This window comes from Pseudomonas sp. S2_E01 (assembly GCF_054668365.1).
The window spans coordinates 3,219,015-3,244,746 of record NZ_CP162762.1 but is presented as its reverse complement, the minus strand read 5'-3'; the positions used below and the strand labels follow the sequence as shown (position 1 = coordinate 3,244,746).

26 protein-coding genes and 1 pseudogene are annotated in these 25,732 nt (G+C 61.0%); 17 read left to right on the top strand and 10 right to left on the bottom strand.

Annotation, left to right across the window (positions count from 1 at the left end):
• Positions 1–5 precede the first annotated feature (5 nt).
• From AB4O36_RS14820 to AB4O36_RS14795, 6 genes are all read left to right on the top strand, one after another.
• The gene (locus tag AB4O36_RS14820; protein WP_460126382.1) at positions 6–995 is read left to right on the top strand and encodes a DUF535 family protein; all 990 of its coding nucleotides are present in this window, start codon (positions 6–8) and stop codon (positions 993–995) included.
• 11 nt (positions 996–1,006) lie between these two features.
• The gene (locus AB4O36_RS14815) at positions 1,007–2,209 is read left to right on the top strand and encodes a glycosyltransferase (RefSeq protein WP_460126381.1); all 1,203 of its coding nucleotides are present in this window, start codon (positions 1,007–1,009) and stop codon (positions 2,207–2,209) included.
• On the top strand, positions 2,206–3,393 hold the full coding sequence (locus tag AB4O36_RS14810) for a glycosyltransferase family 2 protein (RefSeq protein WP_460126379.1): 1,188 nt from the start codon (positions 2,206–2,208) through the stop codon (positions 3,391–3,393). Before AB4O36_RS14815 ends, AB4O36_RS14810 begins: the two co-directional genes overlap by 4 nt.
• Positions 3,393–4,127, top strand: a complete 735-nt coding sequence (locus AB4O36_RS14805) for a WecB/TagA/CpsF family glycosyltransferase (protein ID WP_460126377.1) — start codon at positions 3,393–3,395, stop codon at positions 4,125–4,127. The genes AB4O36_RS14810 and AB4O36_RS14805 overlap by 1 nt, the downstream gene beginning before the upstream one ends.
• 310 nt (positions 4,128–4,437) lie before the next feature.
• Entirely contained in the window at positions 4,438–5,622 is a 1,185-nt protein-coding gene (locus AB4O36_RS14800) for a hypothetical protein (protein ID WP_460126742.1), read from the top strand.
• A gap of 13 nt (positions 5,623–5,635) precedes the next feature.
• On the top strand, positions 5,636–6,790 hold the full coding sequence (locus tag AB4O36_RS14795) for a glycosyltransferase 61 family protein (protein WP_460126375.1): 1,155 nt from the start codon (positions 5,636–5,638) through the stop codon (positions 6,788–6,790).
• Between the two features lie 60 nt (positions 6,791–6,850).
• Here the strand turns inward: AB4O36_RS14795 and AB4O36_RS14790 are convergent, their stop codons facing one another.
• The 3 genes from AB4O36_RS14790 to AB4O36_RS14780 all read right to left on the bottom strand — a co-directional run bounded on the left by AB4O36_RS14790 (position 6,851) and on the right by AB4O36_RS14780 (position 9,313).
• Positions 6,851–8,275, bottom strand: a complete 1,425-nt coding sequence (locus AB4O36_RS14790) for an undecaprenyl-phosphate glucose phosphotransferase (protein WP_460126374.1) — start codon at positions 8,273–8,275, stop codon at positions 6,851–6,853.
• A gap of 240 nt (positions 8,276–8,515) precedes the next feature.
• A complete protein-coding gene (gene grxC / locus AB4O36_RS14785; RefSeq protein ID WP_460126372.1) occupies positions 8,516–8,770 on the bottom strand; it encodes a glutaredoxin 3 in 255 nt (84 codons plus the stop codon).
• 30 nt (positions 8,771–8,800) lie between these two features.
• Entirely contained in the window at positions 8,801–9,313 is a 513-nt protein-coding gene (locus tag AB4O36_RS14780) for a carboxymuconolactone decarboxylase family protein (RefSeq protein ID WP_460126371.1), read from the bottom strand.
• Between the two features lie 131 nt (positions 9,314–9,444).
• On the opposite strand from AB4O36_RS14780, the pseudogene AB4O36_RS14775 reads away from it, so the two are divergent.
• Positions 9,445–10,271, top strand: a pseudogene (locus AB4O36_RS14775) (AraC family transcriptional regulator).
• 10 nt (positions 10,272–10,281) lie between these two features.
• Here AB4O36_RS14775 and AB4O36_RS14770 read toward each other — a convergent pair.
• The 6 genes from AB4O36_RS14770 to AB4O36_RS14745 form a co-directional block, all read right to left on the bottom strand.
• A complete protein-coding gene (locus tag AB4O36_RS14770; RefSeq protein ID WP_460139560.1) occupies positions 10,282–10,803 on the bottom strand; it encodes a cytochrome C in 522 nt (173 codons plus the stop codon).
• Positions 10,804–10,986: 183 nt separating this feature from the next.
• Positions 10,987–11,508, bottom strand: coding sequence for a methylamine dehydrogenase light chain (locus AB4O36_RS14765; RefSeq protein ID WP_460126367.1), 522 nt, complete (start codon positions 11,506–11,508; stop codon positions 10,987–10,989).
• Between the two features lie 18 nt (positions 11,509–11,526).
• A complete protein-coding gene (gene mauD, locus AB4O36_RS14760; protein WP_460126366.1) occupies positions 11,527–12,147 on the bottom strand; it encodes a methylamine dehydrogenase accessory protein MauD in 621 nt (206 codons plus the stop codon).
• Between the two features lie 5 nt (positions 12,148–12,152).
• Complete coding sequence (locus AB4O36_RS14755) at positions 12,153–12,692, bottom strand: MauE/DoxX family redox-associated membrane protein (RefSeq protein ID WP_460126365.1); 540 nt, start codon at positions 12,690–12,692, stop codon at positions 12,153–12,155.
• Between the two features lie 12 nt (positions 12,693–12,704).
• Positions 12,705–13,856: an amine dehydrogenase large subunit gene (locus tag AB4O36_RS14750; protein ID WP_460126364.1), complete on the bottom strand. Its 1,152-nt coding sequence runs from the start codon at positions 13,854–13,856 to the stop codon at positions 12,705–12,707.
• A 563-nt stretch (positions 13,857–14,419) separates the two neighbouring features.
• A complete protein-coding gene (locus AB4O36_RS14745; RefSeq protein ID WP_460139559.1) occupies positions 14,420–15,901 on the bottom strand; it encodes an ATP-binding protein in 1,482 nt (493 codons plus the stop codon).
• 336 nt (positions 15,902–16,237) lie between these two features.
• Between AB4O36_RS14745 and AB4O36_RS14740 the strand changes: the two genes are divergently transcribed.
• The 9 genes from AB4O36_RS14740 (at position 16,238) to feaR (ending at position 24,085) form a co-directional block, all read left to right on the top strand.
• A complete protein-coding gene (locus tag AB4O36_RS14740; RefSeq protein ID WP_460126362.1) occupies positions 16,238–17,389 on the top strand; it encodes an acyl-CoA dehydrogenase family protein in 1,152 nt (383 codons plus the stop codon).
• 23 nt (positions 17,390–17,412) lie between these two features.
• On the top strand, positions 17,413–17,784 hold the full coding sequence (locus tag AB4O36_RS14735; protein WP_460139558.1) for a hypothetical protein: 372 nt from the start codon (positions 17,413–17,415) through the stop codon (positions 17,782–17,784).
• 3 nt (positions 17,785–17,787) lie between these two features.
• Complete coding sequence (locus AB4O36_RS14730) at positions 17,788–18,258, top strand: nuclear transport factor 2 family protein (RefSeq protein ID WP_460139557.1); 471 nt, start codon at positions 17,788–17,790, stop codon at positions 18,256–18,258.
• Positions 18,255–19,376, top strand: coding sequence for an amidase (locus tag AB4O36_RS14725; protein ID WP_460139556.1), 1,122 nt, complete (start codon positions 18,255–18,257; stop codon positions 19,374–19,376). The genes AB4O36_RS14730 and AB4O36_RS14725 overlap by 4 nt, the downstream gene beginning before the upstream one ends.
• A 47-nt stretch (positions 19,377–19,423) precedes the next feature.
• Positions 19,424–20,707, top strand: a complete 1,284-nt coding sequence (locus AB4O36_RS14720) for an aromatic ring-hydroxylating oxygenase subunit alpha (protein WP_460139555.1) — start codon at positions 19,424–19,426, stop codon at positions 20,705–20,707.
• Complete coding sequence (locus AB4O36_RS14715; protein ID WP_460126358.1) at positions 20,704–21,198, top strand: aromatic-ring-hydroxylating dioxygenase subunit beta; 495 nt, start codon at positions 20,704–20,706, stop codon at positions 21,196–21,198. Before AB4O36_RS14720 ends, AB4O36_RS14715 begins: the two co-directional genes overlap by 4 nt.
• Positions 21,199–21,208: 10 nt before the next feature.
• Entirely contained in the window at positions 21,209–21,949 is a 741-nt protein-coding gene (locus AB4O36_RS14710; RefSeq protein WP_460126357.1) for an SDR family NAD(P)-dependent oxidoreductase, read from the top strand.
• A gap of 118 nt (positions 21,950–22,067) precedes the next feature.
• On the top strand, positions 22,068–23,015 hold the full coding sequence (locus AB4O36_RS14705; protein WP_460126356.1) for a PDR/VanB family oxidoreductase: 948 nt from the start codon (positions 22,068–22,070) through the stop codon (positions 23,013–23,015).
• A gap of 149 nt (positions 23,016–23,164) precedes the next feature.
• Positions 23,165–24,085: a transcriptional regulator FeaR gene (feaR, locus tag AB4O36_RS14700; RefSeq protein WP_460126355.1), complete on the top strand. Its 921-nt coding sequence runs from the start codon at positions 23,165–23,167 to the stop codon at positions 24,083–24,085.
• A gap of 121 nt (positions 24,086–24,206) precedes the next feature.
• Here feaR and AB4O36_RS14695 read toward each other — a convergent pair whose 3' ends face one another.
• Entirely contained in the window at positions 24,207–24,836 is a 630-nt protein-coding gene (locus tag AB4O36_RS14695; protein WP_460126354.1) for a response regulator transcription factor, read from the bottom strand.
• Positions 24,837–25,092: 256 nt separating this feature from the next.
• Here AB4O36_RS14695 and hpaC point away from each other — a divergent pair, with 256 nt between their 5' ends.
• Positions 25,093–25,605, top strand: coding sequence for a 4-hydroxyphenylacetate 3-monooxygenase, reductase component (gene hpaC, locus AB4O36_RS14690; RefSeq protein ID WP_460139554.1), 513 nt, complete (start codon positions 25,093–25,095; stop codon positions 25,603–25,605).
• Positions 25,606–25,732: the final 127 nt, after the last annotated feature.

Sequence of the window (25,732 nt, the reverse complement as noted above, 5' to 3'; positions counted from 1 at the left end):
CGTTCATGGATTATTGGCTCACCCTCAAAAGCTTGCTGAAGCTCAATGCCGGGGTCACACCGAGAGCGTTCAAAAACCAGCTCAAGGTGCCTGGGCTGGTGGCAAAAAACCGGCCGGCCCTCGAGCTGTTTTCGTCACGCATGATCAAGGCGCTGGGCGCGAATGGCTTGCAAACCCTGGGCACCGATTGCCTCGGCGTCGTTCAGTGGCCTTATGTCAGCAAGCGCTGGGAGGCCGAGCAAAGGCTGAGCGCGATCGCGTCACATTACGAGGTGGTCACCCAGCGTTGCCCGCAACTGCTGTTGTCCGGGCGCGATGAAAGCCTGAAGTTGGGCGACTTGTCCGAGTGGGCTCCCGAGTGCTCCCTGGTGATGGATCGACCGAAGTGGTTCATGCGCGAAGGCGAATTGGTGCTGAACCTGTTCCAGGACGATCTTCGAATCGCCTCACTGGCGTTCACACTCGGGCGCACCGAGGCCGGAGTCTGTCTGTTCATCGGCGCTGTCCAGGGGATTCACAAAGGCGTGGACAGTGACAGGTCCCTGGCGATCTATCGGGATCTGACCAAGGCTTTTGAAGGCCTGCGCCCCAGGAGCCTGCTGATTGAAGTGCTCAAGCACCTGGCGGTCAGGTTGGGCGTCGACAGGCTCTACGCAGTCGGGGATGAGTTTCGTCATCATCGCCATCCGTATTTTGGCGCCAACAAGGCCCAGGAACTGGCGGCCAATTACGATGTGATCTGGTTGGAGCACGGGGCGACGCCCTCTGATCGCGAAGACTTTTTCGAGATCCCCATGGCGCCGTCGATCAAGCCCCTGGAAACCATTGCTGCGAAAAAACGCGCCATGTATCGCCGGCGTTATGAGTTGCTGGAAAGCACGTTCAACAAAGTCGACAGCGTATTGATCGGCAGCGGTGCGGCCATTCCCCCCGCGCGCACCGATACACAGGCAGCCGTGGCCATGCCCGCCGCCGTCACTCCCAACGATCTTTAAGCCCGGTCCCTATGCGCATCGCTTACTTCATCAATCAATACCCCAAGGTCAGCCATAGCTTCATTCGTCGCGAGATCCTGGCGTTGGAACGCCAGGGGTTCGAGGTGCAGCGCATTGCCCTGCGGGGCTGGGATGCCGAATTGGTGGACGCCGAGGACGTGTCCGAACGGGACAAAACCCTTTATGTCCTGCAGGGCGGGGTCATGGCGCTGCTCAAACCGGTGCTGCAAGTGCTGCGCCACCGGCCACGGGCATTCTTTTCGGCATTGTGGCTGGCGTTGCGCATGGGTCGGCGTGCCGATCGCAGCTGGCCGTATCACTTGATTTACCTCGCTGAAGCCTGCCGTATGCTGCCCTGGCTGCAAACGTTCGGTGCAGAACACGTGCATGCGCACTTCGGCACCAACTCCACTGAAGTGGTGATGCTGGCCAATGCGCTGGGCGGCCCGACGTACAGCTTCACCGTGCACGGTCCGGAGGAGTTCGACAAAGCGCAGTTCATTCACCTGGGTGAAAAGGTCCGGCGCTCGGCGTTCGTCGCTGCCATCAGTTCATACGGGCGCAGCCAGTTGTATCGCTGGGTGGACCATGGGCATTGGGCCAAGGTGAAGGTCGTGCATTGTGGGCTGGAGCGGGCGTTCCACGATGTGCCGGCGGTGCCGATCCCCGCCGTGCCACGCCTGGTTTGTGTCGGGCGTCTGTGTGAACAGAAAGGCCAGTTGTTGCTGATGGAAGCTGCACGCCTGCTGGCGGCGAAAGGCGTGGCATTTGAAATGGTCCTGGCCGGCGACGGTGAAATGCGCGGGCAAATCGAAACCCTGATCGCGCAACACGGCCTTCAAGCACAGGTGCGCATCACCGGCTGGATCGGCAGCGAACAAGTGCGCGAGGAAATCCTGGCGGCGCGCGCCATGGTCTTGCCAAGCTTCGCCGAGGGGTTGCCGGTGGTCATCATGGAGGCGATGGCGTTGCGTCGTCCCGTGCTGACGACCTATGTGGCGGGCATTCCCGAACTGGTGCGCCACGGTGAGAACGGTTGGCTGTTTCCCGCAGGGGCCGTGGAGGAATTAGCGGACGTGCTGGAAGATTGTCTGATGCAACCCGATGAGGTGTTGCAAAGGATGGGCGAAGCCGCGTATCAGCGTGTGCTGCAGCGACACGACATCGACACCGAAGCGGCCAAACTGGCGGCATTATTCAAGGCGCAGGCATGATCACACTTCTCGGTTGGTTGTTCAGTGCGGTGTTGCTACTCATCGTGTTGCCGGTGCTGGTGCTGTTTGTCCAGGTGCTGCTGGCCTGCCTGCCGGTGCGCTCGAATCAGCCCCTGCGAGGGCCGCGACCACGGGTGGCGGTGCTGGTGCCGGCGCACAATGAATCCTCGGTGATCGTCGCGACGATCAACAGTATCAAGCCGCAGCTCCAGGCAGGTGATCGTCTGCTGGTGGTGGCCGACAACTGCAGCGACGACACCGCCGCCGTAGCCCGTACTGCCGGTGCCGAGGTGGTTGAACGCAGCGACGAACAGCAGCGCGGCAAGGGCTTTGCCCTGGAGTTCGGCGCCCGTCATCTGGCCAGCGATGCACCTGAGGTGATGGTCGTCATCGACGCGGATTGCCAGCTGGGGGAGGGCACGATCGAACGTCTGGCCATCCGCTGCATCGAGTCAGGGCGGCCGACCCAGGCGCTCGACCTGATGCACGCGCCAACAGGTTCCGGGCTGAAGGTGCAACTGGCGGAATTTGCCTGGTGCGTGAAAAACCGCGTGCGCCCGCGTGGCTGGGCATGGCTCAATCTGCCTTGCCCGTTGATGGGCACGGGCATGGCGTTTGTCTGGAAGGATCTGGCGCTGATCGAGTTGGGCAGCAACCACATCGTCGAAGACCTGAAGATGGGCCTGGATTTCTGCCGCAGTGGCAAGCCGCCGCTGTTTTGCCCCGATGCACTGGTGACCAGCTACTTCCCCCGTACCGATGAAGGCCTGGCCAGCCAGCGAACCCGCTGGGAGCATGGTCACCTGGGCGTGATCCTGGGGGATGCACCGAGGTTGTTCGTCGAATCGATCCGCCGCAAAAACTGGAACCTGCTGGCGATGACCCTGGATATGTGGGTTCCGCCGCTGGCGTTGTTGACCCTCATGCTGGGGGCCGGGTTCGTTCTGGCATGGCTGGTGGTGCTGTTGGGTGGCCCTGGCGCGCCGGCCTCCATCGCCACGGCGGGGATGGTCCTGCTGGGCGTCTCGATCCTGCTGGCATGGAGCCAATTCGGGCGGGCGATCATTTCGTTCACCGCGCTGATGTACGCCCCCCTTTACGCACTGAAGAAAATCCCCCTGTATATCGGCTTTTTGCTCAAGCGCCAGGTTGAGTGGGTGCGTTCGAAACGGGATGATCATTGATGAGCACCTGGGGCTGGCAACGTCACTGGCAAACGATCGTGCGCAAAATCCGTGTGGTTGGCGATGCAAGCGATGAACAAGCGTTGATTGAAGGCTTGTCCGACCCGCAAAAGGCCACGGTTGTCGGCTTCGTCAACGCCCATGCGATGAACCTGGTGACGGGCAACGACGATTACTACCAGGCCCTGTCGGCGGCCGACGTATTGCTGCGTGATGGCTCCGGCATGACTATCCTGTTTCGCCGGCTGGGTACCGAGCCCGGGCTGAACATGAACGGTACCGATCTGATTCCGAAGTTGCTGGCCGCTTACAGTGGGCGGCGGGTGGCGTTCTGGGGAACACAGGAACCGTGGTTATCCAGTGCGGTACGACAAAGCGAAGCAAGGTTTTCGGTCAATGTCGTTTCGGCTCACCATGGTTTTGCGCCGATGCAGGAATACGTTGATCTGGCCGTGAAACATCAGCCGCAACTGATTGTGCTGGGCATGGGCATGCCCAAACAGGAGGCTGTCGCTGCCATGCTGGCGGCCAGCAGCGAGCCCTGCGTGATTGTATGCGGCGGGGCCATCCTGGACTTTCTCGGCGGCAAGGTTTCCCGCGCTCCGCAATGGATGCGCCGCCTCGGTTGTGAATGGGTATTCAGGCTGATCAGCGAGCCGAAACGCCTGTTCAGCCGTTACGTGGTGGGTAACCCACTGTTCCTGTTACGGACTTTTCTCAGCAAGGATTTTTGAGGGGAGTCGGCCTAAGTAACAGTTCTGAAATATCTTGCAAAACACTCGGCTTGCATCTTTACTCTGCTTAGTATTTCGACTTGGCAGGTGTGCTAAAACTTTTATCTTCACAAGGGGTGTTGACGACTTAATGGCGTCAAAAACCGGTGTCCACGGAGGGAGTTGCGAGTTTATCGCAAGAAGGAAAGTTGGCATGTATTCAAAGACGTGTAATGTCATGTTTTTGCAGCACGTCGTAGAGCGCTGATGTCGAATAGTGGGTTTATTGGTTTTAAACCTGAATAAACTTTATTTGACGTGTGTTGAAAAAATGAAAGAAAAAGCAGCGCAAATATTACGCAAGTTATTATCACCATCGGTGCGATTTGAACTGCGAAAAATGCTCGCCTGGTTTCAGGATATCGCCGCGCGGGCCTGTTTCTGGCAGTGGGAGGTAGTTCGATTCAAGCTACGAGAAGACAGCGCTCACGACATCCTTTACCTGGGCACGAAAACACGCCGAGCGTTTGCGCAAGTGTTGTTGGGCGCAAAGCCCCAAGGTGCCGATAACCGGATGCGGCTGCGAAAGTCGGCGCACACCGTGCTGGTCACTGAAGTGCCCACTCCCGGTGCCTTGTACGTGCCGCAATTACTCAGTGCGGTGGTTCCGCTGAACCGCTCTATTGATGAGATTGCCGGACAATACAACGCCGAACTGCGGCGAAACCTGCGAAAGAATCGTGCTCGTTATCGTATGCAACAGGCGTTGAACGATGATGATATCGCCAGCGCGGACCGTGACATGCTGCAGCCCTATGCCAGCGCCAGGCATGGTTCCGCGGCCTCGCAAATTGCAACCCATGAGGTGCATCGCGTTGCAAAAACCGCCGGACGACTCGATCTGGTGCTGTTGGAAGATGAGGTCGTCGCTTGCCACCTTGGCTGCACCGTGATCCGCGCGGGCAAACGTTATTGGAGCACCGTACGGTTCGGGTATCCCGATACCGTGTTCTCTGATCAGAAAAAGTTGCGTGAAGTTAATTCGATTACCACGTTCATGGCACTTGAATGGGCGATTGAAAACAACTTCGATTACTACGATATCGGAACTTGTCTCGCTCGTCCGGATGACGGGCTTCTTGAGTGGAAGAGAAGGCGCGGTGGTGATGTCGATACGTTGGGTAATCACGGTTATTTGTTTGTAACCCTGCCGAAAGCGGGCGCTGCAGAGTTTCTTTGGGAAACGCCACTCTTCGCAGTTGAAAGTGGAAAGTTGACACTGCACTTGGGTGTGCCTGGCGATAAGAGTGATGCACAAGTTGCCACTCGTTATCGGGAAATGGGGTTCGGTGGGTTATCCAGGGTCTACCTCCATTGTCCAGATACACCACGGGAAGAACTGCTGGATATTTTGCGCAGTCGATACAGTCACCTGAACGATCCCCCGCTCCTTGAAACAGTTTTGTCGCCTGAACAGTCGCCCGTTGAAAGGGTCGTTGGGTATAGCCGCGGTTAGAGGGGGTGAGGACATGTTGCAGTTAAACGCGTCGGCCGGCAGCAGTCCATCGAAGTGGAGCCTTGCTGCGTACAAATACATGTTCAATACCCGAGTGACCCGCAAGCCCTCGGCGACCCTGGAAAGCCTCGCGGTCAAGTCCTGGGACATTGCGCCCGGCTCGAGCGCTATTGCACCGCCAGCGTTTTACCTGCCCAACCAACTGGAGCGGGTCACCGGTTGGGAAGAGGCGTTGTTTTATCCCAACGAGCACCCCCGTCGGACCATGGAAGGCACCGGGCTGGTTGAGCACGGCGCAACCCGGGGCTTTCTGCTCAAGGATGTGTGGATGATCGATGGCGCGCTTTACAAGGACAACGCCAAATCCTGGCTCACGCCGGGTGCCGGCCGGCTGCCGGGGATCCGCGTGGACCAGGAGATCGAGCGTGGGGCGTTGTATTGCACCGTCGGCGGCAACAAATGGTTTGGCACCTGGTTGATGGATGATTGCCTGACCTATCGCCTGGCCTGCGAAGAGGGTGTTCCAGTTACAACAGCTCCTTTTGCCGACAACGCATCCGTTGCCCGCAACGGTATCCTGCACGCACCCGGTTACGAGCGGTGGCTGGGGATGAGTCCCGTGCGCGTGCGCAATGCGTTTTTTCGAGAGCTGGTGATTTTCAACGACCTGAGCCAGAACTTGCATAAACACCGGCGTTTCCGGGCGATGGGTGAACAATTGCTTTCACACGTCAACGTCAACACGCATCCCGGAGTATTCATCGTACGGGGCGGCCATGGAGCCTCGCGGCGGTTACGCAATGAGATGGAAGTGGCTGAACGCCTGCGTGACCGGTGGGGCTTTCGCATCCTCGACCCCGCCACCAGTGATGTCCCGACCATCGTTGCGGCCTGCGCCGGCGCGAAAACCGTGGTTGGCATCGAGGGCAGTCATCTGATCCATGGGGTCAACGTGCTGCCGCCTGGTGGTTCGCTGCTGGTCTTGCAGCCACCGAATCGCTTCCTGTGTTTCTTCAAGTACCTCACGGACCGCGACCATCAGAACTTCGGGTTCGTGGTGGGGATCGCGCAGGGGGATGGTTTCAGGATCGATCCTGACGAGGTTGAGCGGACACTGGAACTGTTCCCGGCGTCGTATGAAGGATTGAACCGCTATGGCAGCCTTTGAAGCGGTTCGGTACTTGATCGGTTCACGCAGGTCGCGTGAACCGATCAAGTAGTGGCCCGCTCAATAGGCATGCTTGCCGGTAAACGCAAACAGCGTGCGCACCAGGATGGTGAAGTCGAGCCACAGCGACCAGTTGTTGATGTACTCGATGTCTGAATCGACCCGGCGGATCATCTGGTCGATTTCACGGGTCTCACCTCGCAGCCCGCGCACCTGCGCCAGGCCGGTAATACCGGGTTTGATGTTGTGGCGGGCAAAGTAACCCGAGACATCGGGTGAGTACTGCACGTCATGTGCGATGGCGTGGGGGCGCGGGCCCACCAGTGACATTTCCCCCATCAACACGTTAAACAACTGCGGCAGCTCGTCGAGGCTGGTGCGTCGGATGAAGGCGCCTACCCGGGTGACCCGTGGATCGTTCTTTTGTGCCTGCTTGATGGTCCCCTCGGCGGGTTGATGGACCACCATGCTGCGGAATTTCCAGATGCGAAAGGACTCGCCGCTCCAACCCATTCGCTCCTGGCGAAAAAACACCGGCCCCGGGCTGTCGAGCTTGATCGCCAGGGCAACCAGCGCCAGCACCGGGGCAGCCATCAGCAAAATGAGGGAGGACAGGACTTTGTCCTCAAGGTTTTTGAGGAACAGGCGCATGCCGATCAGCGGCGTTTCCGACAAGGTCAGTACGGGAATGCCGGCAATCTCGCGAACGCTGTGGTTGATCAGGCGCAGGGAAAAAATATCCGGCACCCAGTTAACCGATATGTGTTTGTCGAACAGTCTCAGGTACACATCCTGGATCACCTCGGATCCACCCAGCGGCGTGACAAAATAAACGGTACGGATGGAATGCTTGACCACCAGTTCGTCCAGGTGCGAGATATCGCCGAGGACCGACAAGCGATGCTTGACGTTCGCGGGCTCCTTGCCTCGATCATCGTCCGCGCCAATCAACACGCAGCCGACGATGCGCTCGCCCAGCCAGGGGTTGGTACTGATTTTCTTGTGCAGGTAGTTGGCCAGTTCGCCGGAGCCGATGATCAGGGCATTTTCCAGTTGCGTGGGGTGGGCGAGGAATTTCTTCTGCATTTCCCGGGTCGCCAGGTGCAACAGCAACTGGGCGATATAGCCCAGGACGAAGAGCTCGCCCATCAACAAGCGTGAATAGACTTCGCTCTGCTTGGTCAGGAATGCCATGGCCACCAGGAACCCGAAGGTCGCGGTCCACGCCTTGAGAAGCTTGAACGCCTTGATGGTAAACACCACGTTGCTGCGGTAAATGGCGTAGTGGTCATAAACCACGGCCAATGCGCCAAGCAGCAACAACAGCATGATGACGTAGTCTTGGGTGATGTAGCCGATGTGATAGGTGATCAGGAACCAGGCAACGCCGGTGACTGCAACACAATCCAGACCTGCCTGAATCACTGCACTGGTACTGCTTCGACGCTGGAGCACGGAGCGGGTGTTGTTAGGTTCAAAAATCATGCTTGGACCTCATTTGCTTTCCTTCGCGCTCGATAATGACGAGATTCAGGTCAGTCGACTCCCCTCGAGAGTCCTGGCGTCACCGGCAAGCCACTTCACCCGTCATCCATCTCCGCAATGTACAGATTACGGAAGATGGAGACGCGTGCTATCACTTTAGCAGTACTGTGCAATCATCGACGGTATTGCTGCGGTTTGATACAACATCCTTGTCAAAAAATGAAGTCTGTTTCCTGCAGATCAAGCGAGCATTGCCTGCAAGCTGCCCTGACGATCCAGTTTTGCCAGGTCGTCGAACCCGCCGACATGAATGTCGCCGATAAAAATCTGCGGCACGCTGCGCCGTCCACCGCTGCGGGTGAGCATTTCCTCGAACTTCCCAGGTTCGCGCTGGACATTTATTTCTTCGCCAACCACCCCTCGGCTGGCCAGCAACGCCTTGGCGTTGCGGCAATACGGACAGGTGTCGGTGGTGTAGAGCGTTACAGTGTTCATCAGCAATACTCCGCAATCGGGTAACAGGGTTCAGGCGACCGGAAAGTCGATCTCGGTCTGCGCCACGTTGTTGAGGTAGTTGGTCAGCGTCATCAAGGCGACCTGGGCGATCACTTCAATGATTTTGCTGTCGTCGATGCCGGCAGCTCGTGCGGCTTCAATCTGTTCGTTGGCCAACCGGCCACGGCTCTCGGTGATCTGCCGTGCGAGGAGGGCAACGGCATTCAATTGGCCATGGCGTGCGGCGTCGATGTCTTGCGCCGACATCCCGGCCTTGCCGGCAAAGAACGAGTGGGCGCTGAGGCAATAGTCACAGCCGTTGACCTGGGAGGTGGCGAGGGCGATCACCTCTTTTTCCACGGCGCTCAGTGACGTCTTGCCCAGGGTTGCCGACTGTTGCAGGTAGGATGTCAACACGGCAGGTGCGTGTATCAGCGTCTTGAACATGTTCGGCAGGAAGCCGATTTTTTTCTGCACGCCTTCCAGCAGCGGGCGGGTAGCGTCAGTGGCGTGTTCGAGGCTCAGGGTGTTGATGCGGCTCATGATGTTTCTCCGTAAGGGGCGCGGTATGCGCTGGGTACGGAGTTCATGTTAGTGATCATGGCTGGTGTATTGGGTGCAAATCGTCGAGGATATACAACAGATCGTCCAAACTTGTTGTCGGGAGTCCTTCCATGGATCGCTTGTCGACCTTGCTCAGTCATTTCGGCGTCAGTGCCGGCACCTTCCACAGCGGTACATTCTGCGGCATCACCGCGTTCGACGGTGAACAGGCCTGCGGACACCTGCATCTGCTGCGCGCCGGCGAGCTGACGCTGAAACTGGCCGATGAGCGCGAGCTGCTGCTGGACACGCCCACACTGGTTTTTTTCCCAGGCCTTATCGTCATCGTCTGTTTGCCGATGACGCGTCCGATACGCAACTGGTGTGTGCTTCACTGGATTTTGATGGTGGCGCCGGCAATGCACTGGCGGCGGCGTTGCCCGATTACCTGGTGCTGGATCTCAAGGACCTGCCGACCTTGGCCGGCACCCTGGACTGGTTGTTCCAGGAGGCCTTCGACGGACTGTGCGGGCGAGAAGCGATGATGGATCGCCTTTTCGAAGTGCTGGTGATCCAATTGCTGCGTCACCTGCTGAGCAGCCGCGAGCAAACCCCGGGCTTGATGGCGGGCCTTGCCGATCCACGGCTGTCCCGTGCCTTGAGCCTGATGCACGATACGCCGGCCAAGGCCTGGACCGTGGCCGAGTTGTCGGCAGCGGCCAACATGTCCAGGGCCAGCTTTGCTGAACACTTTCGTCAAGCGGTGGGGCAGACGCCAGTGGATTATCTGGTGAGCTGGCGGGTCAGCCTGGCGCAGAAGCGTTTGCGTGAGGGTAAGTCGATCGCCTTGATTGCCGATGAAGTCGGCTATGAAAGTCCATCGGCACTGTCTCGGGCATTCCGGCGCAAAACCGGGGTCAGCCCGCGTGAGTGGGTGCAGGGCAGCAAGCGACGCTAGACGCTTGCGCTCATGGGGTCATGCCGTCTTCGATGGCGATGCCTTGTGCTTGCATCGCCTTGATCAGCTCGGCACGGGTGCCGGGCAGGTTGAGCATGGTTTCAGCGCGCAGGGCCGTGACTTCTTCGGCGGTGTACGGCTGGTAATGTCCGGGCACGCTTTTGCCGGCCATGCCGTCCGGTCGCATCAGCCAGTTGAGCAGGTCAGCCAGTTGCGCGTTGTTCAATGCCGATTGCGACATGCCAGGGACCCGCACGAGAAACTCGCGCCCGCCCGGCACCTTCAGAAAGTTGCCAACGAAGCCGGCCATCCTCGGGGTGTCATTGGCAGGCGAGCCCATGCCATTGCCCAGGTGGCAGCCCGCGCATTGCAGCTGGTAGTTCACACCAACGCTGTAGCCGGCCTGGTCGATCGGCGTCTGCAACGCTTCGTTGCCCGGTGCATGACGTTGGTTGGGATTTGGGATGGCCCGCGCATGGGCGAGCGGGGCAATAAAAAGGCAGGCCAGGCTGAGGATTAACACGTGACGCATGACAGACCCTTCTTGTTTTTATGATCGGCCCTGTCCCTGTAGGAGCGAGCTTGTCTCCGGGCGGCGTTCCGACGATGGTCGTTAACGATAACGCTGGCTGTCTGAATGCCAGCGGTGCCTGGGCGTCCATCGCGAGCATGCTCGCTCCTACAGGGATTGCAGGGGTATGGGGGTTACATCAACTCAAACAGCCACACCACGAATGATCGAAACGGTGCAGTGATAGATGTGCGATTTGGCAGCCAGGCACCAGTTCACATCGTTGTTGTTGAACGGGCGATAGGCCGGTTCTTCACTGTCGTTTCGGGTACAGGCGCATTGGGCGCAGCTTTGCTTACCGCAGCAGTCGTTGTAGGAAATGATGTAATCCTTGCCGTCGGCCGGGTTGCGGCACGTGCCGATCCAGGTCACTTGGGAGGCCTCGGTGCCCGGCGGGCAGGAGGTCACCGACCCGCCGCAGCAGCTGCACAGAAAGCCGTCAATGGAGCAATAGCGCCAGTAATCGCAGCTATTTGGGTCACCAGGGTCGCCGGCTTTCGGGTCGGTGGCCGCCAGTGCCTTGCTGGTGCGATCCAGCGGCAGCAGCAAGGGCAGGGCGGCACCGGCCACCATCAGCGAGCCCATGCGCGCCAGCAGTTTGCGGCGCGAAGTGGTGTCGGCAACACGGCGCGAGGAGCGCTCGAACAACAGATCCAGCAGTTTCATGAAGGTCTCCCTGCCTTATCAGTGGCTATGGCCGTGGCTGTGATCATGCTCGTGGGGCTGAGCATTGAGGTATTGCTGCAACGTGGCGTGCTTGAGGTGTTCGACTTCAAACAGGCTGTCCAGGTGTTCGCGGGAATTGACCAGGCCCTTGGCTCGCAGGGTGCCGGCCTTGTCGATCAGGGCGGCATAAGGCAGCTTGCCAATCTGGTAGGTCATGCCCACTTCCGGGCCGACCACGTAGGTGGCGTCTTCGAGTTTGTGTTCGCGGATCAGGGCTTGCTGGGCGTCCATGTCGCCATCGCTGACAAACACCACGTCGAGGCGGTCTGCCTGCTCTTTGGCGATGGATTTGATCGCCGGCAGCAGCGACTTGCAGATCGGGCAGGTCGGCGAGAGGAAGAACAGCAATTGCGATTTTTCCCCGGCGTAGCCGAAGTTCACCGGGCGGCCGTGACGGTCCGAGGCGGTGATTTGTGGTGCGGCCTCATTGACCGCCACACCTTTGTCGACCATCAGTGCGCCGGCAGGCGCCAGGCGACCGTGCAGCACACCAATCTGACGCACCAGGCCCATGACGACGAATGCCACGGCGACCAGCAGCACCCAGAGCAGAACGTTGGAAACGATTAAACCTTCCATTTTGATTACCTACCAATCAATTTGAGCAGAAGAGGGGAGTTCGCCAGCAGGCCATCGGCTGCGGCGTAAATCAGTAGCGCAACGGCGCTGGCGGCGACGGTTACGAAGCCATCGAAGAAACCGAGTTCGCGCACGGCCGGCGTGACGCAAGCCAACAGCGCCAGGCCCACCAGTGCGCTGTTTCGCAGCAGCAGGATCGGGCGCAGCGGTTGCGCCTGATCGGGGCCCGCGCAGCCACAGTCGATGTCGCGCCGACCGCGCCACAGGTTGATGCCGATGGCGGCCGCGTACAGCGCGATCAGTGCACCAGCCGTCAGAGCAGCGTAGGCGCGGCAGGCCGGCACAAGCAGGGCGAAGGCAATCACCAGTTCAACCACCGGGATCAAGCGGGCAATGGGCCGCACCAGAACATCGGGCAGCAGTTGATAGTCCGCCAGTTGTTTTCTGAAGCGTGCCGGCGCGCGCAACTTGTGGGTTGCGGCGCTGGCCAGCAACACCGCGATGGCGAGTGCGCTGGCAATGATGAAAATCGGATCTGGTTGCATGGCCAAGCCTCGTTAGTAGCTCATGACCTGGGTCGCGGTTTTTGCGACCTTCGCCATGCTGCCGGTGTGCTTGTTGGTCTTGAGGTCGAAGATCTGCAGGCCGCCCTCGACGTCGCTGCCCAGCAGCAATGGCTTGTCGTCGCCAGTGGCCTGCATGCTCCAGATCGGTGCCGGCGCTTCCAGGGTGGCGATTTTCTTGCCCGTCTTGAGGTCGAAGGCCCAGATCAGCGGGCTCGGGTCTTCCCACTTCATCGGTTCGTGAGCGTCATGCATCAGCACGTACAGGCGATTCAGCTTCGGCGCGACCGCCATCAGCTGCCAGCCTCCCGGCGCCCAACCGGCCTTCTTTTCCTCTTCGGTGGTCAGCGACCAGCTCGGCAGGATCTTTGGTGCTTCGCCACTGAAATCCACTGCGCGGACGGTGCCGGTGGTCGTGGTGAAGTAGTAGGTGTCGCCGACGTTGACGGCGCGCTCCACCAGTCGCTCGGCGTTCGGATCGAAGAACGGCGTGCGGCTGCGCGTGGTTTCCTGGCCCTGGTCGTTGAGAGTGACGACCTGCAGGCTGCCATCGCCGCACAGCGAGGCGAAGCGACGTTTGCCCACCGGGTAGTTGAGCACGCAACCGGGGATCGCGATTTCGGTGACCACGGCCTTGGCCTCGGTGTCGACCACGGTTACCGATGTCGACGGGGTGAAGTTGTAGACGTAGACGAAACGGTCGTCGGCGCTGGTTTTCAGGCCATAGCGCTGGGTCAGCGACTCGGCGCGTTTGTTCGGGATCAGCACTTCCCAGGCCGGCGACAGGGTCGAGCTGTCCCAGGCGGTCAACACGTCGGTGCGCGTACCGCGAGTGCCGCGCGAGTACCAGATGTCGGCGCTGTAGAGGGTTTTCTGGTCGTGGCTCAAGGTCGACGGGGCGGCGAAACCGGTCGGCACCATGCCGAGCACGCGCTTCTTGTCGGGGTCGACCACGGTGACGCGGCCCGCGACGAAACTTTCGAATTCGACATCGACCACAAAGGCTCGATGGGCTTCGGGCGGGAATGCCAAAACGGTCTGGCCGATGCCAGTGTCAGCGGGAAGATCCGCGCTGGCATTGTTCAAACCCAGTACCAGCAGGCTGAGACTCAGCGCTGACTGTACGGTGATCCTGGTGGCTCGCATGGGAACTCCCTGAATTATTGTTCTCGCAAATCGCGGGTGCATGGCAGATTTTTACAGTTCGATTCTGCCTTGCCGGGGAGGAGGGGGAATTGCTGTGGGTGCCAAGAGGTTGTGTGTCTGTGCCAGTCTTGATGAGTGGGGGGCTGATTGGTGTACATATCCATTGTTGCGGTAACGGCCACCTAAGGTTCCGCCCTTTCGTTCGGTGCCTCGCCTAGGCTCGGCATACCCTCGCTCCGGCATCCCGAGGGGGCGGACACCGCGTCACGGCGACGCGAGGCGGCCTACCGGCCGGCCTGTTCTTTGAAGCGACGCATGCCCCTGTAGGAGCGAGCTTGCTCGCGATGGTGGTCAAGATGACGCTGGCGGCCTGACACACTGCGGTGCCTGATCCACCATCGCGAGCAAGCTCGCTCCTACAGGGATCGTGCCCGCTTTTGATCTTGATCTTCTGTGGGAGCGGGCTTGTCGAGGCGTAGAACCGTCGCGAAGGTCGTTAACGATGACGCGGGCTGTCTGGATGCCCCGCGGTGCCTGGGCCACCATCGCGAGCAAGCTCGCTCCTACAGGTCCGGGGCGATGGGGAGGGTGAAGCTGAACACCGCGCCACAGGGCTCCAGGTTCTGGGCCCAGATGTCGCCGCGGTGGCGGCCGATGATGTTTTTGCACAGGGCCAGGCCGATGCCGTTGCCGCTGACCTTGGAGGAGAAGAAGCCGTCGAACAGTTTCTCCTGGGCCTCGGCCTGGATGCCGCGTCCACGATCCTCGATGCGCAGCAGCGCCATGCCGTCCTCACTGCTCGCCTGAATGCGCAGCACCCGGCGTTCGACGGGCAAATCGCTCATTTCTTCAATCGCATTGAACGCCAGGTTGAGGATGACCTGGCCGATCAGTACTTTTTCGCAACTGACCCGCAGCGGCGTCGGGCTGGGGATGATCTCGACCCGAACCTGGCTTGGGTCGGCGCGCAGGCTGATGAAATAGCGGGTTTCGCGCAGCAGCTCGTTGAGGTCGATCAGTTCTTCGCTCTGCTCCAGTTTGACCACGTAGTCGCGCACGCTTTTGATGATCACCGAAGCGTGTTCGATCTGCCGTACAGCATTTTGCAAACCCCAGGTCACGCCCGGATCGGTGCTGGGTTCCTTGCCCAGGCGGATCACCGCGCCTTCGATGAAATTGCGTGTCGCCGCCAGCGGTTGGCTCAACTCATGGGCAATCGCCACGGCCATTTCGCCCATGGCGTTGTAGCGCGCGAGGTATTCGAGCTTCTGCTCACTCAAGCGCCTCGCCTCTTCGGTGCGCACTTGTTCGGTGACGTCACGAAACAGCAGCAGGTGGCCGACCAGGTCGTCCTCGATCTCGATAAACCGACAGGTCGCCTGATGCCAGCGCCAGGCTCCATCACGACGCTGTACGTGGTAATGCACGCTGAACGGCGCATGTTCCGGGGTTTCGCTGGCCAGTTGTTGCAACAGACGCTGGCGTGAGTCGTCGTCGCACCAGGACAGGAAGTTTTCCCCGGTCAGCGCATGCCCTTCGCCGTGCAGCAGGAGCGCGCCGGAGTCGCTGATAAAACGGATCTCGCCCTGGGGGCCGAGCACTGCCACGCCTTCGGCCAGGTCCTGCATGAATGCCTTGAGCCGGCTTTCGAACCGCTTGAGGTCACGCTTGACCTTGTCCTCTTTGGAGATGTCGCGGAACTGCACCATCAGCACATCACGGCCTTCGAGGTGCACCAGGGTCGCGACCGCCTCGGAGAGAATTTCCACCCCTTGCTTGGAGCGATAACACCACTCGATGGCGCGCTGGCCGGTGCGTGCGGCGCCTTCCAGCCAGCGCAGGCCGACCGAACGCCGGTACTTGGGCGCATTGCGGGTCATGTCGGGGGCCTTGAGCGGTGTCAGTTCTTCCAGGGTGAACCCCAGCGCGTCGAGGGCGGCGGTGTTGGCCCAGAGAATCTCCTTGCTGTGTGCGTCGTGAAGAATGATGCACAGCGGCATGGCTTCGATCAGGGTGAAGAAATCGTTGGATGTTGGCAGGTACATCGCGCAGCCCTTGCAGCCAGTGAAACCTGGGAATGGGAAGTATGGCTTTTTATACCCGCTTGCGCGTGGGGATGCGCTCAGAAGTAACCGGGGGCGGGGTAGGGGATTTCTTTAGCCATGGGGCTACACGCACCAATAGTTGCGCACTGAGGCGGTTTTTACACTGGAACCCAACACAAGGGTAACGGCCTGCCGCTTCCCCTGTAGGAGCGAGCTTGCTCGCGATGACGGTGTGTCAGCCACCAGTGATGTCGACAGGTACACCGCCATCGCGAGCAAGCTCGCTCCTACAGGGGGACGCGGGGCAACGAATAATAAATACAACGGAGACAAGCCATGCTGCGTTCAGCTGTCGCGGAGAAAGACCCTCTGCCAGGCGTTGAAGAGAACACCGCTTTTGCGCAAGTGCTGGAAGAAGTACGCCAGCGCCGCGATGAGTTCGATGCGGTGTCCCATGTGCCACGGGACATGATCGAACGCTTCAAGCAGATCGGCATCTACCGCGCCGCCACGCCGAAACGCTTCGGTGGCGATGCTCTGGCACCCGCGCTGTTCCTGCGCATGATCGAGCGAATCTCCGAGGCTGACGGCTCGGCGGGCTGGGTCGCCAGTTTCGGTAGCGCCGGTGTCTACCTCGCGGCTTTACCGCCAGAAACCCTGGCCGAACTCTATGCTGACGGTCCTGACCTGGTGTTCGCCGGCGGCCTGTTCCCGCTGCAACCGGCCGAAGCGGTCGAGGGTGGTTATCAGGTCAACGGCACCTGGAAATTCGCCAGCGGCTGCAAGGGGGCCGACCTGCTTGGTGTCGGCATCGGCGCGGCCGGTGGCAAGCCGCGCACTGCGGTGCTGCGCCCGGATCAGGTGGATATCATCGAAAACTGGGACGTGGTTGGCCTCAAGGGCACCGGCAGCCATGACTTGCGCGTCTGCGACAAACGTGTCGACGAACGCTGGACATTCATTCGCGGCGGCGCAGCCACCATCGACGAACCGCTGTTCCGCTACCCGTCAATTGCCTATGCCGCCCAGGTGCTGGCGGTGGTCAACCTTGGCCTGGCCCGCGCCGCGCTCGACGAAGTCAGCCGCATGGCTGCCGGCAGCGGCATCACCGGCGCGCCAAAAATGGCCGACCGCGCCTACGTGCGCATCGAGATCGCCAAGGCCGAAGCCAGCCTGGCCGCCGCGCGCGGTTTCTTCTACAACGCCACCGAGCAGGTGTGGAACTCGATCCTCGCAGGCTGCCCGGTCACCGCCGAACAGACCAGCCTGCTGCGCCTGTCCGCCATTCACGTGTCCCAGGCCGGTGCCGCCGTGGTGCAAAGCGCCTACAGCCTGGCCGGTACCACCGCCATTTACCTGCGCCACCCGCTGCAGCGTTACCTGCGCGATTCGATGGTGGTCACCCAGCACGCTTTTCTCAGCGAAGGCCTGTACGACGGCGCCGGTTCGGTGCTGCTCGGCGTGCCGCCATTCCCTGGCTACATCTGAACCCACACTTAAAGGATCACCCCATGTCCCAGACTACCCAGGAACCGTTGCGCGTCGTCTTTTGCATCGGCATCACCCAGAACTTCTTCGACCTGCCCACCGGCGAAGGCCTGAGCGTGTGGAAAGGTTTCAGCCAGATGATGGCCTCGCTTGGCGCCATGCCCGGCATCACCGTGCTCGGCGCGATGGACGATGATCGGCTGATGGTCGGCCCGTCCACCACCTCGCCCTGGACCGTGTACATCATGGCCGACGTCGATTGCCACCAGTCGGTGATCGACGCCTGCAACCTGTTCCGCACCACCCCGGTAAACGAGTACAGCCTGTGGCGCTACGCCAAGGTCGAAGCGCGCATCGGTCGGCCGCTGACCATTCCCGACGCGGCCAAGGTGTAAGCCATGGAACAGGCCTTGCTCCAGCGTCTGGCGACGCTCGAAGGGGAAAGTGAGGTGCGCCGTTTGATGGCGCGCTACATGGACCTGTGCGATGTCCCCAGGGCACCCAGCCACGTCAGCGAATTGGCCGAGCTGTTCTGCCTCGACGCAATCTGGGAAGGCATCGGCAGCCAGGCCGCGCAGACCTTCGGCCAGCATCACGGGCGGGACGCGGTGGCGGCATTCGTCGGCGGTTACCTGCCGCCGTCGGATCACTTCCGGCTCAACCTGCATTACCTCACCAGCGAGTCGATCCAGGTCTACGGCGGGACGGCGCAAGGGCAGTGGATCATGCAGCAGATTTCCACTTACGCCGACGGGCGCAGCGAGTTGTTTGGCACACGGTTGAACATCGATTTTCGCTGCGTCGACGGTTCCTGGCAGATCGCACATTTTCGCACCCAACGCCTCTTCAACCAGGAACTCAATGCATGAGCACCTTCATCAGCGAATTCCGCCTCGGCGGCAACGGCAAACGCGTGGCCATCAAGGACTCCATCGACATTGCCGGTCACCCGACCCGTTCCGGCAGCCGTGCCTTTGCCGACGCAGCGCCAGCGACGAAAAACGCCGAGGTGGTCGAATCGATCATCCAGGCTGGCTGGCAGATCGTCGGCAAGACCAACCTGCACGAACTGGCCTTTGGCGTCACCGGTATCAATGACTGGACCGGCACGCCGATCAACCCGCAGGCGCCGGACCGTGTACCGGGTGGCTCCTCCAGCGGTTCGGCAGCGGCGGTCGCGGCGGGGCTCGCGGACATCGCCATCGGCACCGACACCGGCGGTTCCGTGCGAGTGCCAGCGGCTTGCTGCGGTGTTGCCGGGCTCAAGCCGACTTATGGCCGTGTCAGCCGCGTGGGTGCGCATCCACTTCAATCGAGCCTCGATTGCGTCGGCCCGTTCGCCCGCAACATGGACGACCTGATTGCGGCCATGCGGGTGATCTGCCCGGGCTTCAACGTTCAGGGACTGCCCGCTGACGGCGCCCAAGTCGGGTTTCTTGAAGTCGATTGTGATGCCCACCTGCAAGCCCGTCTCGGTGCCGCTGCCGACCGCGCAGGATGGCGGCGCAGCTCGCTTTCGTTGAGCGAGTTCGAGGCCGCGTTCGCCGCCGGCCTGACCGTGATCAACTTTGAAAACTGGGCGGCCTTCGGCCACCTCACCGGCAAGGGTCTGATCGGCGCGGACGTCGAGCAGCGCCTGCTGGCGGCCAGTCGCACCACGGCGGCGGACCTGGCCCAAGCGGAAAAAGTGCGTGCGCGCTTCAGCCAGCAGGTGGATGCCGCGCTGGATCAATTCGAGGTGCTGCTGTTGCCCACGTTGCCCAGCCTGCCGCCGACGTTGGCAGAGGCCCGCAGCGCGAGCAAGGCAGTGGCCGGGATGACGCCGCTGGTGCGGCCTTTCAACCTGAGCGGCCACCCGGCGCTTTCGGTGCCGGTGGAACTCGATTGTGGCGGGCTGAAGGTCGGCCTGCAGATTGTTGGCCGCAAAGGCCAGGACGAACAGGTCTGCGCCTTCGGTGCGCAGTTGCAACAACGCATGGCCGGTTAACGCTTTAGGCCTGAAAACAATCATAAAAACGCCATGAGGAGAACCGCATGAGCACCCATGACTACCGGCTGATCGCATCATCGAAAAGCCCCGAAGACCTGGTCCAGCCTGACCGCGTCGACGTCTCGCTGTACAACGACCCGGCGCTGTTCGAAGTCGAACTGGAGAAGATTTTCTACCGCACCTGGGTGTGGGTGGCCCACGAAAGCGAAGTGCGCAATAGCGGCGACTTCAAGACTGCCATGATCGGCCGTCGCCCGGTGATCGTGGTGCGCGACAAGAAGAACACCATTAACGTGCTTGAAAACCGGTGCCGCCACCGTGGTGCCACCGTGTGCGAAAAGCACAAGGGCAACGCCACCGGTTTCACCTGCCCGTACCACAGCTGGTCCTATGGCCTGGACGGCAAGCTGCGTGCGCTGCCGTACCCGGACGGTTATGAAGGCATCCTCGAAAAATCCGAGCTGCCGCTGACAAGCCTGCGCGTCGAAAGCTACGCCGGCATGATCTTCGCCAGCTACAACGACGATATCGAACCGCTGGAGGACTTCCTCGGCGGGGCCAGACATTGGATGGACCTGTTCATGAAGCAGGGCGCCGGTTATCCGATCAAGACCCAGGGCGAACACAAGTTCAGCTTCAAGGGCAACTGGAAGATCCAGCTGGAAAACACTACCGACGGCTACCACTTCCCGATCGTGCACAAGTCGTTCATGTCGTCGGTGGATGAGGAAACCTCGGAAATGCTCTCGTTCATGACTGACGAGCAGGCCGTGACCCATTCGCTGGGCAACGGGCACAGCGTCATGGTGATGGTGCCGGAGCACGTCGATCTGGATCACGACGACGGCACCGAGCAGTTGCAGGAACGCTTCGCCCACGTCACCCGGGAGCTGTCCAAAACGATGGCGCCGGAGCAGGTGCGCCGGATCGTACGCTCGTTGCATGGCGCCGGGTTCAACCTGAACCTGTTCCCCAATGTGGCCATGTCGATGTCGTTCTTTCGGGTGTTGCGCCCGGTGTCGGTCACTGAAACCGAGATCCGCCATGTTGCCCTGGGCATGGACGGCGGTCCGGAAATCGCCAACCGCGAGCGCATGCGTATTCATGAACACTTCCAGGGCCCGTTCGGTTTTGGCAGCCCCGATGACGCCGAGGCCTGGGACCGCGTGCAGCGCGGGTCCTACGCGGGTGTCGATGCACCGATCCTGGTCAACCGTGGCCTGAACCGCGAAATCACCGCTGAAAATGGCGACAAAGTCAGCCACGCCACCGACGAAGGCGGGATGCGCGGTGCCTACGACATGTGGAAAAGGATGATGAGCCAATGAGCAATCACGACATCTTGAATGGCGGCCCGCTGGCCCAGGCCATCGAATTCATCTGGCGCGAAGCCGAGTTGCTGGACCACAAGCACTACGCCGAGTGGGCGACCCTGTGGAGCGAAAGCGGCAAGTACATCGTGCCGATCGACCCGGACACCGAAGACTTCGAGGCCACGCTCAACTATGCCTACGACGACGCACGCATGCGTGACCTGCGCATTGAGCGCCTGACCGCCGGTTACTCGCCGTCTGCCGTGGACGCGGCGAAAACCATCCGCACCGTCTCGCGTTTTCGCCTGGTGGAAGCGGCGGGAGACATCGTTGAAGTCAACTCGGCACAGTTGCTCTACGCCTACAAACGTGGGGTGCACACGCCGTTCGTGGCCGACCTCAACCACCGCATCCGCTTCACCGACGGCGTGCCGAGCCTGGAACGCAAAGTGGTACGCCTGATCAACTCCACCGACAGCCTGAGCGCGCTCGGCTTCCTTTTGTGAGGGCTTGAACATGGACCGAGTAGCCCTTGTCACTGGCGCCTCGCGGGGGCTGGGCGAATGCATCGCCCGGCGCCTGCATGCGGCGGGTTATCGCGTCGCCTTGGCCGATGTGCAGATCAACGGCGTGCAGCGCCTGGCCCTGGAGCTGGACAGCAGCGGGACCAGCGCGGTGGCCATCGAGCTCGACGTGCGCAGCAAGGATGATTTCGTCCGCGCTCGCGACCTGTTGGGCGAACGCTGGGGCGGCACCGACATCCTGGTGAACAACGCCGGAGTGTCGAAAGTCGCGGCGCTGATGGACATCACACCCGAAGAGTTCGACGATTCGATGGCAATCAACCTGCGCGGCACCTTCGTCGCCTGCCAGGTGTTCGGCGCGCATTTTGCCGAGCGTGGCTTTGGCCGCATCGTGAACATCGCCTCGCTCGCCGGGCAGAACGGCGGTACCGCCACCGGCGCGCACTATGCGGCGGCAAAGGGTGGCGTGGCCACGTTGACCAAGGTGTTCGCCCGTGAGCTCGCCCCGAGCGGGGTGACGGTCAACAGCATTTCGCCGGGTCCGCTGGACTTGCCGGTGGTGCGCGAGACGGTGGCGCCGGAGCGTCTGGAGCAGATCCTCAAGATGATCCCGGCGGGCACCCTCGGCGACCCGGCGTATGTCGCCGACAGCGTGCTGCTGCTGATCGCTGATCACGCCACCTCGATGACGGGCGCGTGTCTGGACATCAATGGCGGGTTGTTCATGCGTTGAAGTAATTTCAGCAACACCCTCACCCCTTGTGGGAGCGGGCTTGCCCGCTCCCTCAGGAGTAAAGCATTCCACCGGGGGCGGGGCATTCCAACAAAAACAACATGATTCAGGTGATGCAATGATGAAGGTGAAGATCGAAAGGATCGTCGACGAAGCGCTGGATATCCGCTCCTTTCGCCTCGTGCGCAGTGACGGCCAGCCGCTCGACACCTATGAGCCGGGTGCCCACGTCGATTTGACCGGGCCAACCGGGGTGACCCGTCAGTATTCGTTGTGCAGTCCACCCCAGGACCGCCGTGCGTACCTGGTGGCGGTGAAGAAAGAGGCGCAGTCCCGTGGCGGTTCGGCGGCGCTGCATGAAGTGCAGGAGGGCACCGAGCTGGAAATGGGCGCGCCGCGCAACCTGTTCCGCCTCGACCCTGAGGCGGGTGAACATGTGTTGTGCGCCGCCGGCATCGGCGTCACGCCGCTGCTGAGCATGGCCTACCGGCTGGCGGAGACCGGTCAACCGTGGCGCCTGCACTATTTTGCCCGTTCTGCGCAGTACGCTGCGTTTTCGGCTCTGTTAGCCGAGACGTTCGCCGGGCATGTGCAGTTTCACTACGGCGTCGAACCGGATGACATGGACGCGGTGTTGAGTGAGTGCCTGAGTCAGGCCGGACGCGCCGCCCACGTTTACACCTGCGGCCCGGCGCCGTTCATGAACAAAGTGGTGGAAGTCGCGGCGCGCGGTCGTGGCGATGAAGCCATCCACCTCGAGCATTTCCAGGCCGATCCGGCCGCGAATGCCGGTCCCTGTGGCGATTTCGAAGTCGAGCTGGCCAGTTCCGGCGTGGTGCTGCAGGTGCCCGCCAATATGTCGCTGGTGGACGTGTTGCAGGCTCATGGCTGCGACATCGATACTGAATGCCGCGAGGGGATCTGCGGAACCTGCATCGTCGAGGTGCTCGACGGTGTGCCGGAACACCGCGACAACTGCCTGTCGAACAAGGAAAAGGCAGGGAACAAGCAGATTTGCGCCTGCGTATCCCGCGCGCTTTCCGCTCGTCTGGTATTGGACATCTGATTCAAGGCAAGACTGGCTATGCTGCGCAGCAGTCTGTTGAATAGAACCTGCGGCTGTCGAGGGAGGCGGCGGCCCAGGTTGTGACATTTGCCGAACCGCTCGACGAAGCGGTCGAAAAATAACAATAAAAGACGTGAGGCTTTGCAGTGATGATGACTTCTTCGGCGGTTCGCAACGAGGCGTTCGAAAGCTGGTTGAACCAGGTCAACCAGGCGTGTGGGCGTTTCGATGCCCGGGCCCTGGACAGGGATTTCTATGGCGAGCTGGCGGAGTACCGCAACGGTGCCATCAATCTCAGTGTCGTCGACATGGCGCACGTGCACCTGTATCGCACCAGCAAGGACGTCAGCGTCAGCAGCGACGGGCATTACTACGCGGTGTTCCAGATGCGCGGCAGCTCACAACTTGAGCAGGGCGGCAATCGTGCCCGGCTGGGCGCGGGCGACATCGCCCTGATCGATGCCAGCCGCCCCAGCGACATGACTTATCACGACGATTCCCGGCAGTTGTCGCTGATCCTGCCTCGGCAGGTGGTCGAGCGCGGTTCGCACTTCAACGCGGTCAACTGCGCCACGCGCATTGGCGCCACATCGCCCTTGGCGGCCATGGCCAACAAGCTGGTGCTCGACACCCGACAGCAGGAAGGCCTGGACATGCAGGAGAGCGAAGCCGTGCTGGATGCGCTGGTGAGCTTGCTGCTACCGGGCATCAGCGCCCGTGATAATGGCGGCGACCCTCATGAGCGGCAGTTTCGCAAGATCATCGCCTACATCGACGACCACCTGGGCACCGAAGAATTGTGCCCCGAGCTGATTGCCCGAGAAGTGGGGATTTCCGTGCGCGGGCTGTACCGGATGTTCTCCAAACGCGGTTTGGTGGTGGCGCAATACATCAAGCACCGACGCCTGGATTTCTGCGCGGAAAACCTGCGCCGCTCAAACGTCGAGCAGAAGCTGTCGGCGCTGTGTTATGCGTGGGGGTTTTCGGACTCGAGTTATTTCTCGTCAGCGTTCAAGTCACGCTTTGGCGTGTCGCCGGGGGCTTATCGCAAGCGCTATAGCCAGGTTTGACCTCACTGCCGCCATCGCGGGCAAGCCCGCTCCCACAGGGTTATGCGCCGAGAACAAATGTCAGGCTAACCGCAACACCTGTGGGAGCGGGCTTGCCCGCGATGGCGTCCCAATGTTCACCTCAATGCCGCACCGGCTCCTCCGCCGGCAAATGCAGCACTTCGCGCACCAGCATGGCGATGCTGGTCACGCCCATCTTTTCCTTGATCTTGGTGCGGTGCACGTCAACGGTCTTGACGCTGATGTTCAGCTCCCGGGCGATGACCTTGCTGGCCTTGCCATCGATCACCAGCATCAACACCTCGCGCTCACGCCCGGTCAGCAGCGCCAATTTGCTTTGCAGGTGCTGTCGCTGCTGCTGGTCGGCCTGGGCGTGTACGGCGGTCTTCAGCGCGGCCTGGATGCGGTCGATCATCTGTTGCGGGTTGTAGGGCTTCTCGACGAAGTCCAGGGCGCCGTTCTTCATCGCCGTCACCGACATGGGAATGTCGCCATGGGCCGAGACGAAGATTGTCGGCAGGCTGCTGCCGCGCTGGTTGAGGATTTCCTGGAGCTGGAAGCCACTGGTTTCCGGCATGCGCACGTCCAGCACCAGACACGCCGGCTGCCTCGGATCGTACTGACTGAGGAACTCTTCAGCACCGGCAAAACACTGCGCCTGCACGCTGACCGACTCCAGGAGCCAGGCCAGTGAGGTGCGCAGATCCTTGTCGTCGTCGACGATATAAACAATCGGTTTGCGAGTTTCCATCAGGGTTGCCACGAATTTCTAATTATTGTTTTCGCACGCGTGCACGCAGCGGCGGTTGGCGTCCATGTGACGTCTACAAGCAGCATAACCACTGCTGCGGGCCCTGACGATAAAGAAACCACCTAGTCGACTAGCGGAAAGCCCACCTCGTCATGGTGATCGTCAGAATGGCTGCGCGCTGCGCCCGGCCTTAGTCTTGTATTCAATCCAACGGGCCGCGCAATGACGGCCCTGCACAAGAAAAAGGGGCACCGACATGGCCAACCTGAGCCAGCAGCAAATCGACTTCCGCAACGCCATGGCGCAGTTGCCAGCGGCGGTGAACATCATCACCACCAACGGCCCCGGCGGTCGCTGCGGGATCACGGCCAGCGCGGTGTGCTCGGTGACCGATTCGCCGCCCACCGTGCTGGTGTGCGTCAACCGCAACAGCGCCACCCACGACGTATTCCGCACCAACGGACAACTGTGCGTCAACGTGCTGTGTAGCGAACAGGAAGAACTGGCACGCCACTTCGCCGGAATGACCCAGGCAACCATGGCCGAGCGTTTCGCCTGGGACCTGTGGGACGGCGGCGACAGCGGCGTGCCGGTGTTGCGCGATGCGCTGGTGCAGTTGGAAGGGCGGATCAGCGAATGCAAGGAAGTGGGCTCGCATTCGGTGATGTTCGTCGAGTTGTCCAACATCGGTGTGCGCGGGGCGGGCGACAGCCTGGTGTATTTCAACCGCCTGTTTCACCGGATCGAGCATGCCGGGGTGGCTTGCTGAATGTGATTAACCTGTAGGAGCGAGTTTACTCGCGAGGGTCTCAAGGTCGCCGCGGGCTGTCAGGTTTGCCGCGTGATCGTTCACGACCATCGCGAGTAAGCTCGCTCCTACAGGGGACAGGGTGTAC

Coding starts and splice junctions, on each gene's coding strand:
- AB4O36_RS14820 (WP_460126382.1), top strand. CDS start 6: ATGGATTATTGGCTCACCCTCAAAAGCTTGCTGAAGCTCAATGCCGGG.
- AB4O36_RS14815 (WP_460126381.1), top strand. CDS start 1,007: ATGCGCATCGCTTACTTCATCAATCAATACCCCAAGGTCAGCCATAGC.
- AB4O36_RS14810 (WP_460126379.1), top strand. CDS start 2,206: ATGATCACACTTCTCGGTTGGTTGTTCAGTGCGGTGTTGCTACTCATC.
- AB4O36_RS14805 (WP_460126377.1), top strand. CDS start 3,393: ATGAGCACCTGGGGCTGGCAACGTCACTGGCAAACGATCGTGCGCAAA.
- AB4O36_RS14800 (WP_460126742.1), top strand. CDS start 4,438: ATGAAAGAAAAAGCAGCGCAAATATTACGCAAGTTATTATCACCATCG.
- AB4O36_RS14795 (WP_460126375.1), top strand. CDS start 5,636: ATGTTGCAGTTAAACGCGTCGGCCGGCAGCAGTCCATCGAAGTGGAGC.
- AB4O36_RS14790 (WP_460126374.1), bottom strand. CDS start 8,275: ATGATTTTTGAACCTAACAACACCCGCTCCGTGCTCCAGCGTCGAAGC.
- grxC (WP_460126372.1), bottom strand. CDS start 8,770: ATGAACACTGTAACGCTCTACACCACCGACACCTGTCCGTATTGCCGC.
- AB4O36_RS14780 (WP_460126371.1), bottom strand. CDS start 9,313: ATGAGCCGCATCAACACCCTGAGCCTCGAACACGCCACTGACGCTACC.
- AB4O36_RS14770 (WP_460139560.1), bottom strand. CDS start 10,803: ATGCGTCACGTGTTAATCCTCAGCCTGGCCTGCCTTTTTATTGCCCCG.
- AB4O36_RS14765 (WP_460126367.1), bottom strand. CDS start 11,508: ATGAAACTGCTGGATCTGTTGTTCGAGCGCTCCTCGCGCCGTGTTGCC.
- mauD (WP_460126366.1), bottom strand. CDS start 12,147: ATGGAAGGTTTAATCGTTTCCAACGTTCTGCTCTGGGTGCTGCTGGTC.
- AB4O36_RS14755 (WP_460126365.1), bottom strand. CDS start 12,692: ATGCAACCAGATCCGATTTTCATCATTGCCAGCGCACTCGCCATCGCG.
- AB4O36_RS14750 (WP_460126364.1), bottom strand. CDS start 13,856: ATGCGAGCCACCAGGATCACCGTACAGTCAGCGCTGAGTCTCAGCCTG.
- AB4O36_RS14745 (WP_460139559.1), bottom strand. CDS start 15,901: ATGTACCTGCCAACATCCAACGATTTCTTCACCCTGATCGAAGCCATG.
- AB4O36_RS14740 (WP_460126362.1), top strand. CDS start 16,238: ATGCTGCGTTCAGCTGTCGCGGAGAAAGACCCTCTGCCAGGCGTTGAA.
- AB4O36_RS14735 (WP_460139558.1), top strand. CDS start 17,413: ATGTCCCAGACTACCCAGGAACCGTTGCGCGTCGTCTTTTGCATCGGC.
- AB4O36_RS14730 (WP_460139557.1), top strand. CDS start 17,788: ATGGAACAGGCCTTGCTCCAGCGTCTGGCGACGCTCGAAGGGGAAAGT.
- AB4O36_RS14725 (WP_460139556.1), top strand. CDS start 18,255: ATGAGCACCTTCATCAGCGAATTCCGCCTCGGCGGCAACGGCAAACGC.
- AB4O36_RS14720 (WP_460139555.1), top strand. CDS start 19,424: ATGAGCACCCATGACTACCGGCTGATCGCATCATCGAAAAGCCCCGAA.
- AB4O36_RS14715 (WP_460126358.1), top strand. CDS start 20,704: ATGAGCAATCACGACATCTTGAATGGCGGCCCGCTGGCCCAGGCCATC.
- AB4O36_RS14710 (WP_460126357.1), top strand. CDS start 21,209: ATGGACCGAGTAGCCCTTGTCACTGGCGCCTCGCGGGGGCTGGGCGAA.
- AB4O36_RS14705 (WP_460126356.1), top strand. CDS start 22,068: ATGATGAAGGTGAAGATCGAAAGGATCGTCGACGAAGCGCTGGATATC.
- feaR (WP_460126355.1), top strand. CDS start 23,165: ATGATGACTTCTTCGGCGGTTCGCAACGAGGCGTTCGAAAGCTGGTTG.
- AB4O36_RS14695 (WP_460126354.1), bottom strand. CDS start 24,836: ATGGAAACTCGCAAACCGATTGTTTATATCGTCGACGACGACAAGGAT.
- hpaC (WP_460139554.1), top strand. CDS start 25,093: ATGGCCAACCTGAGCCAGCAGCAAATCGACTTCCGCAACGCCATGGCG.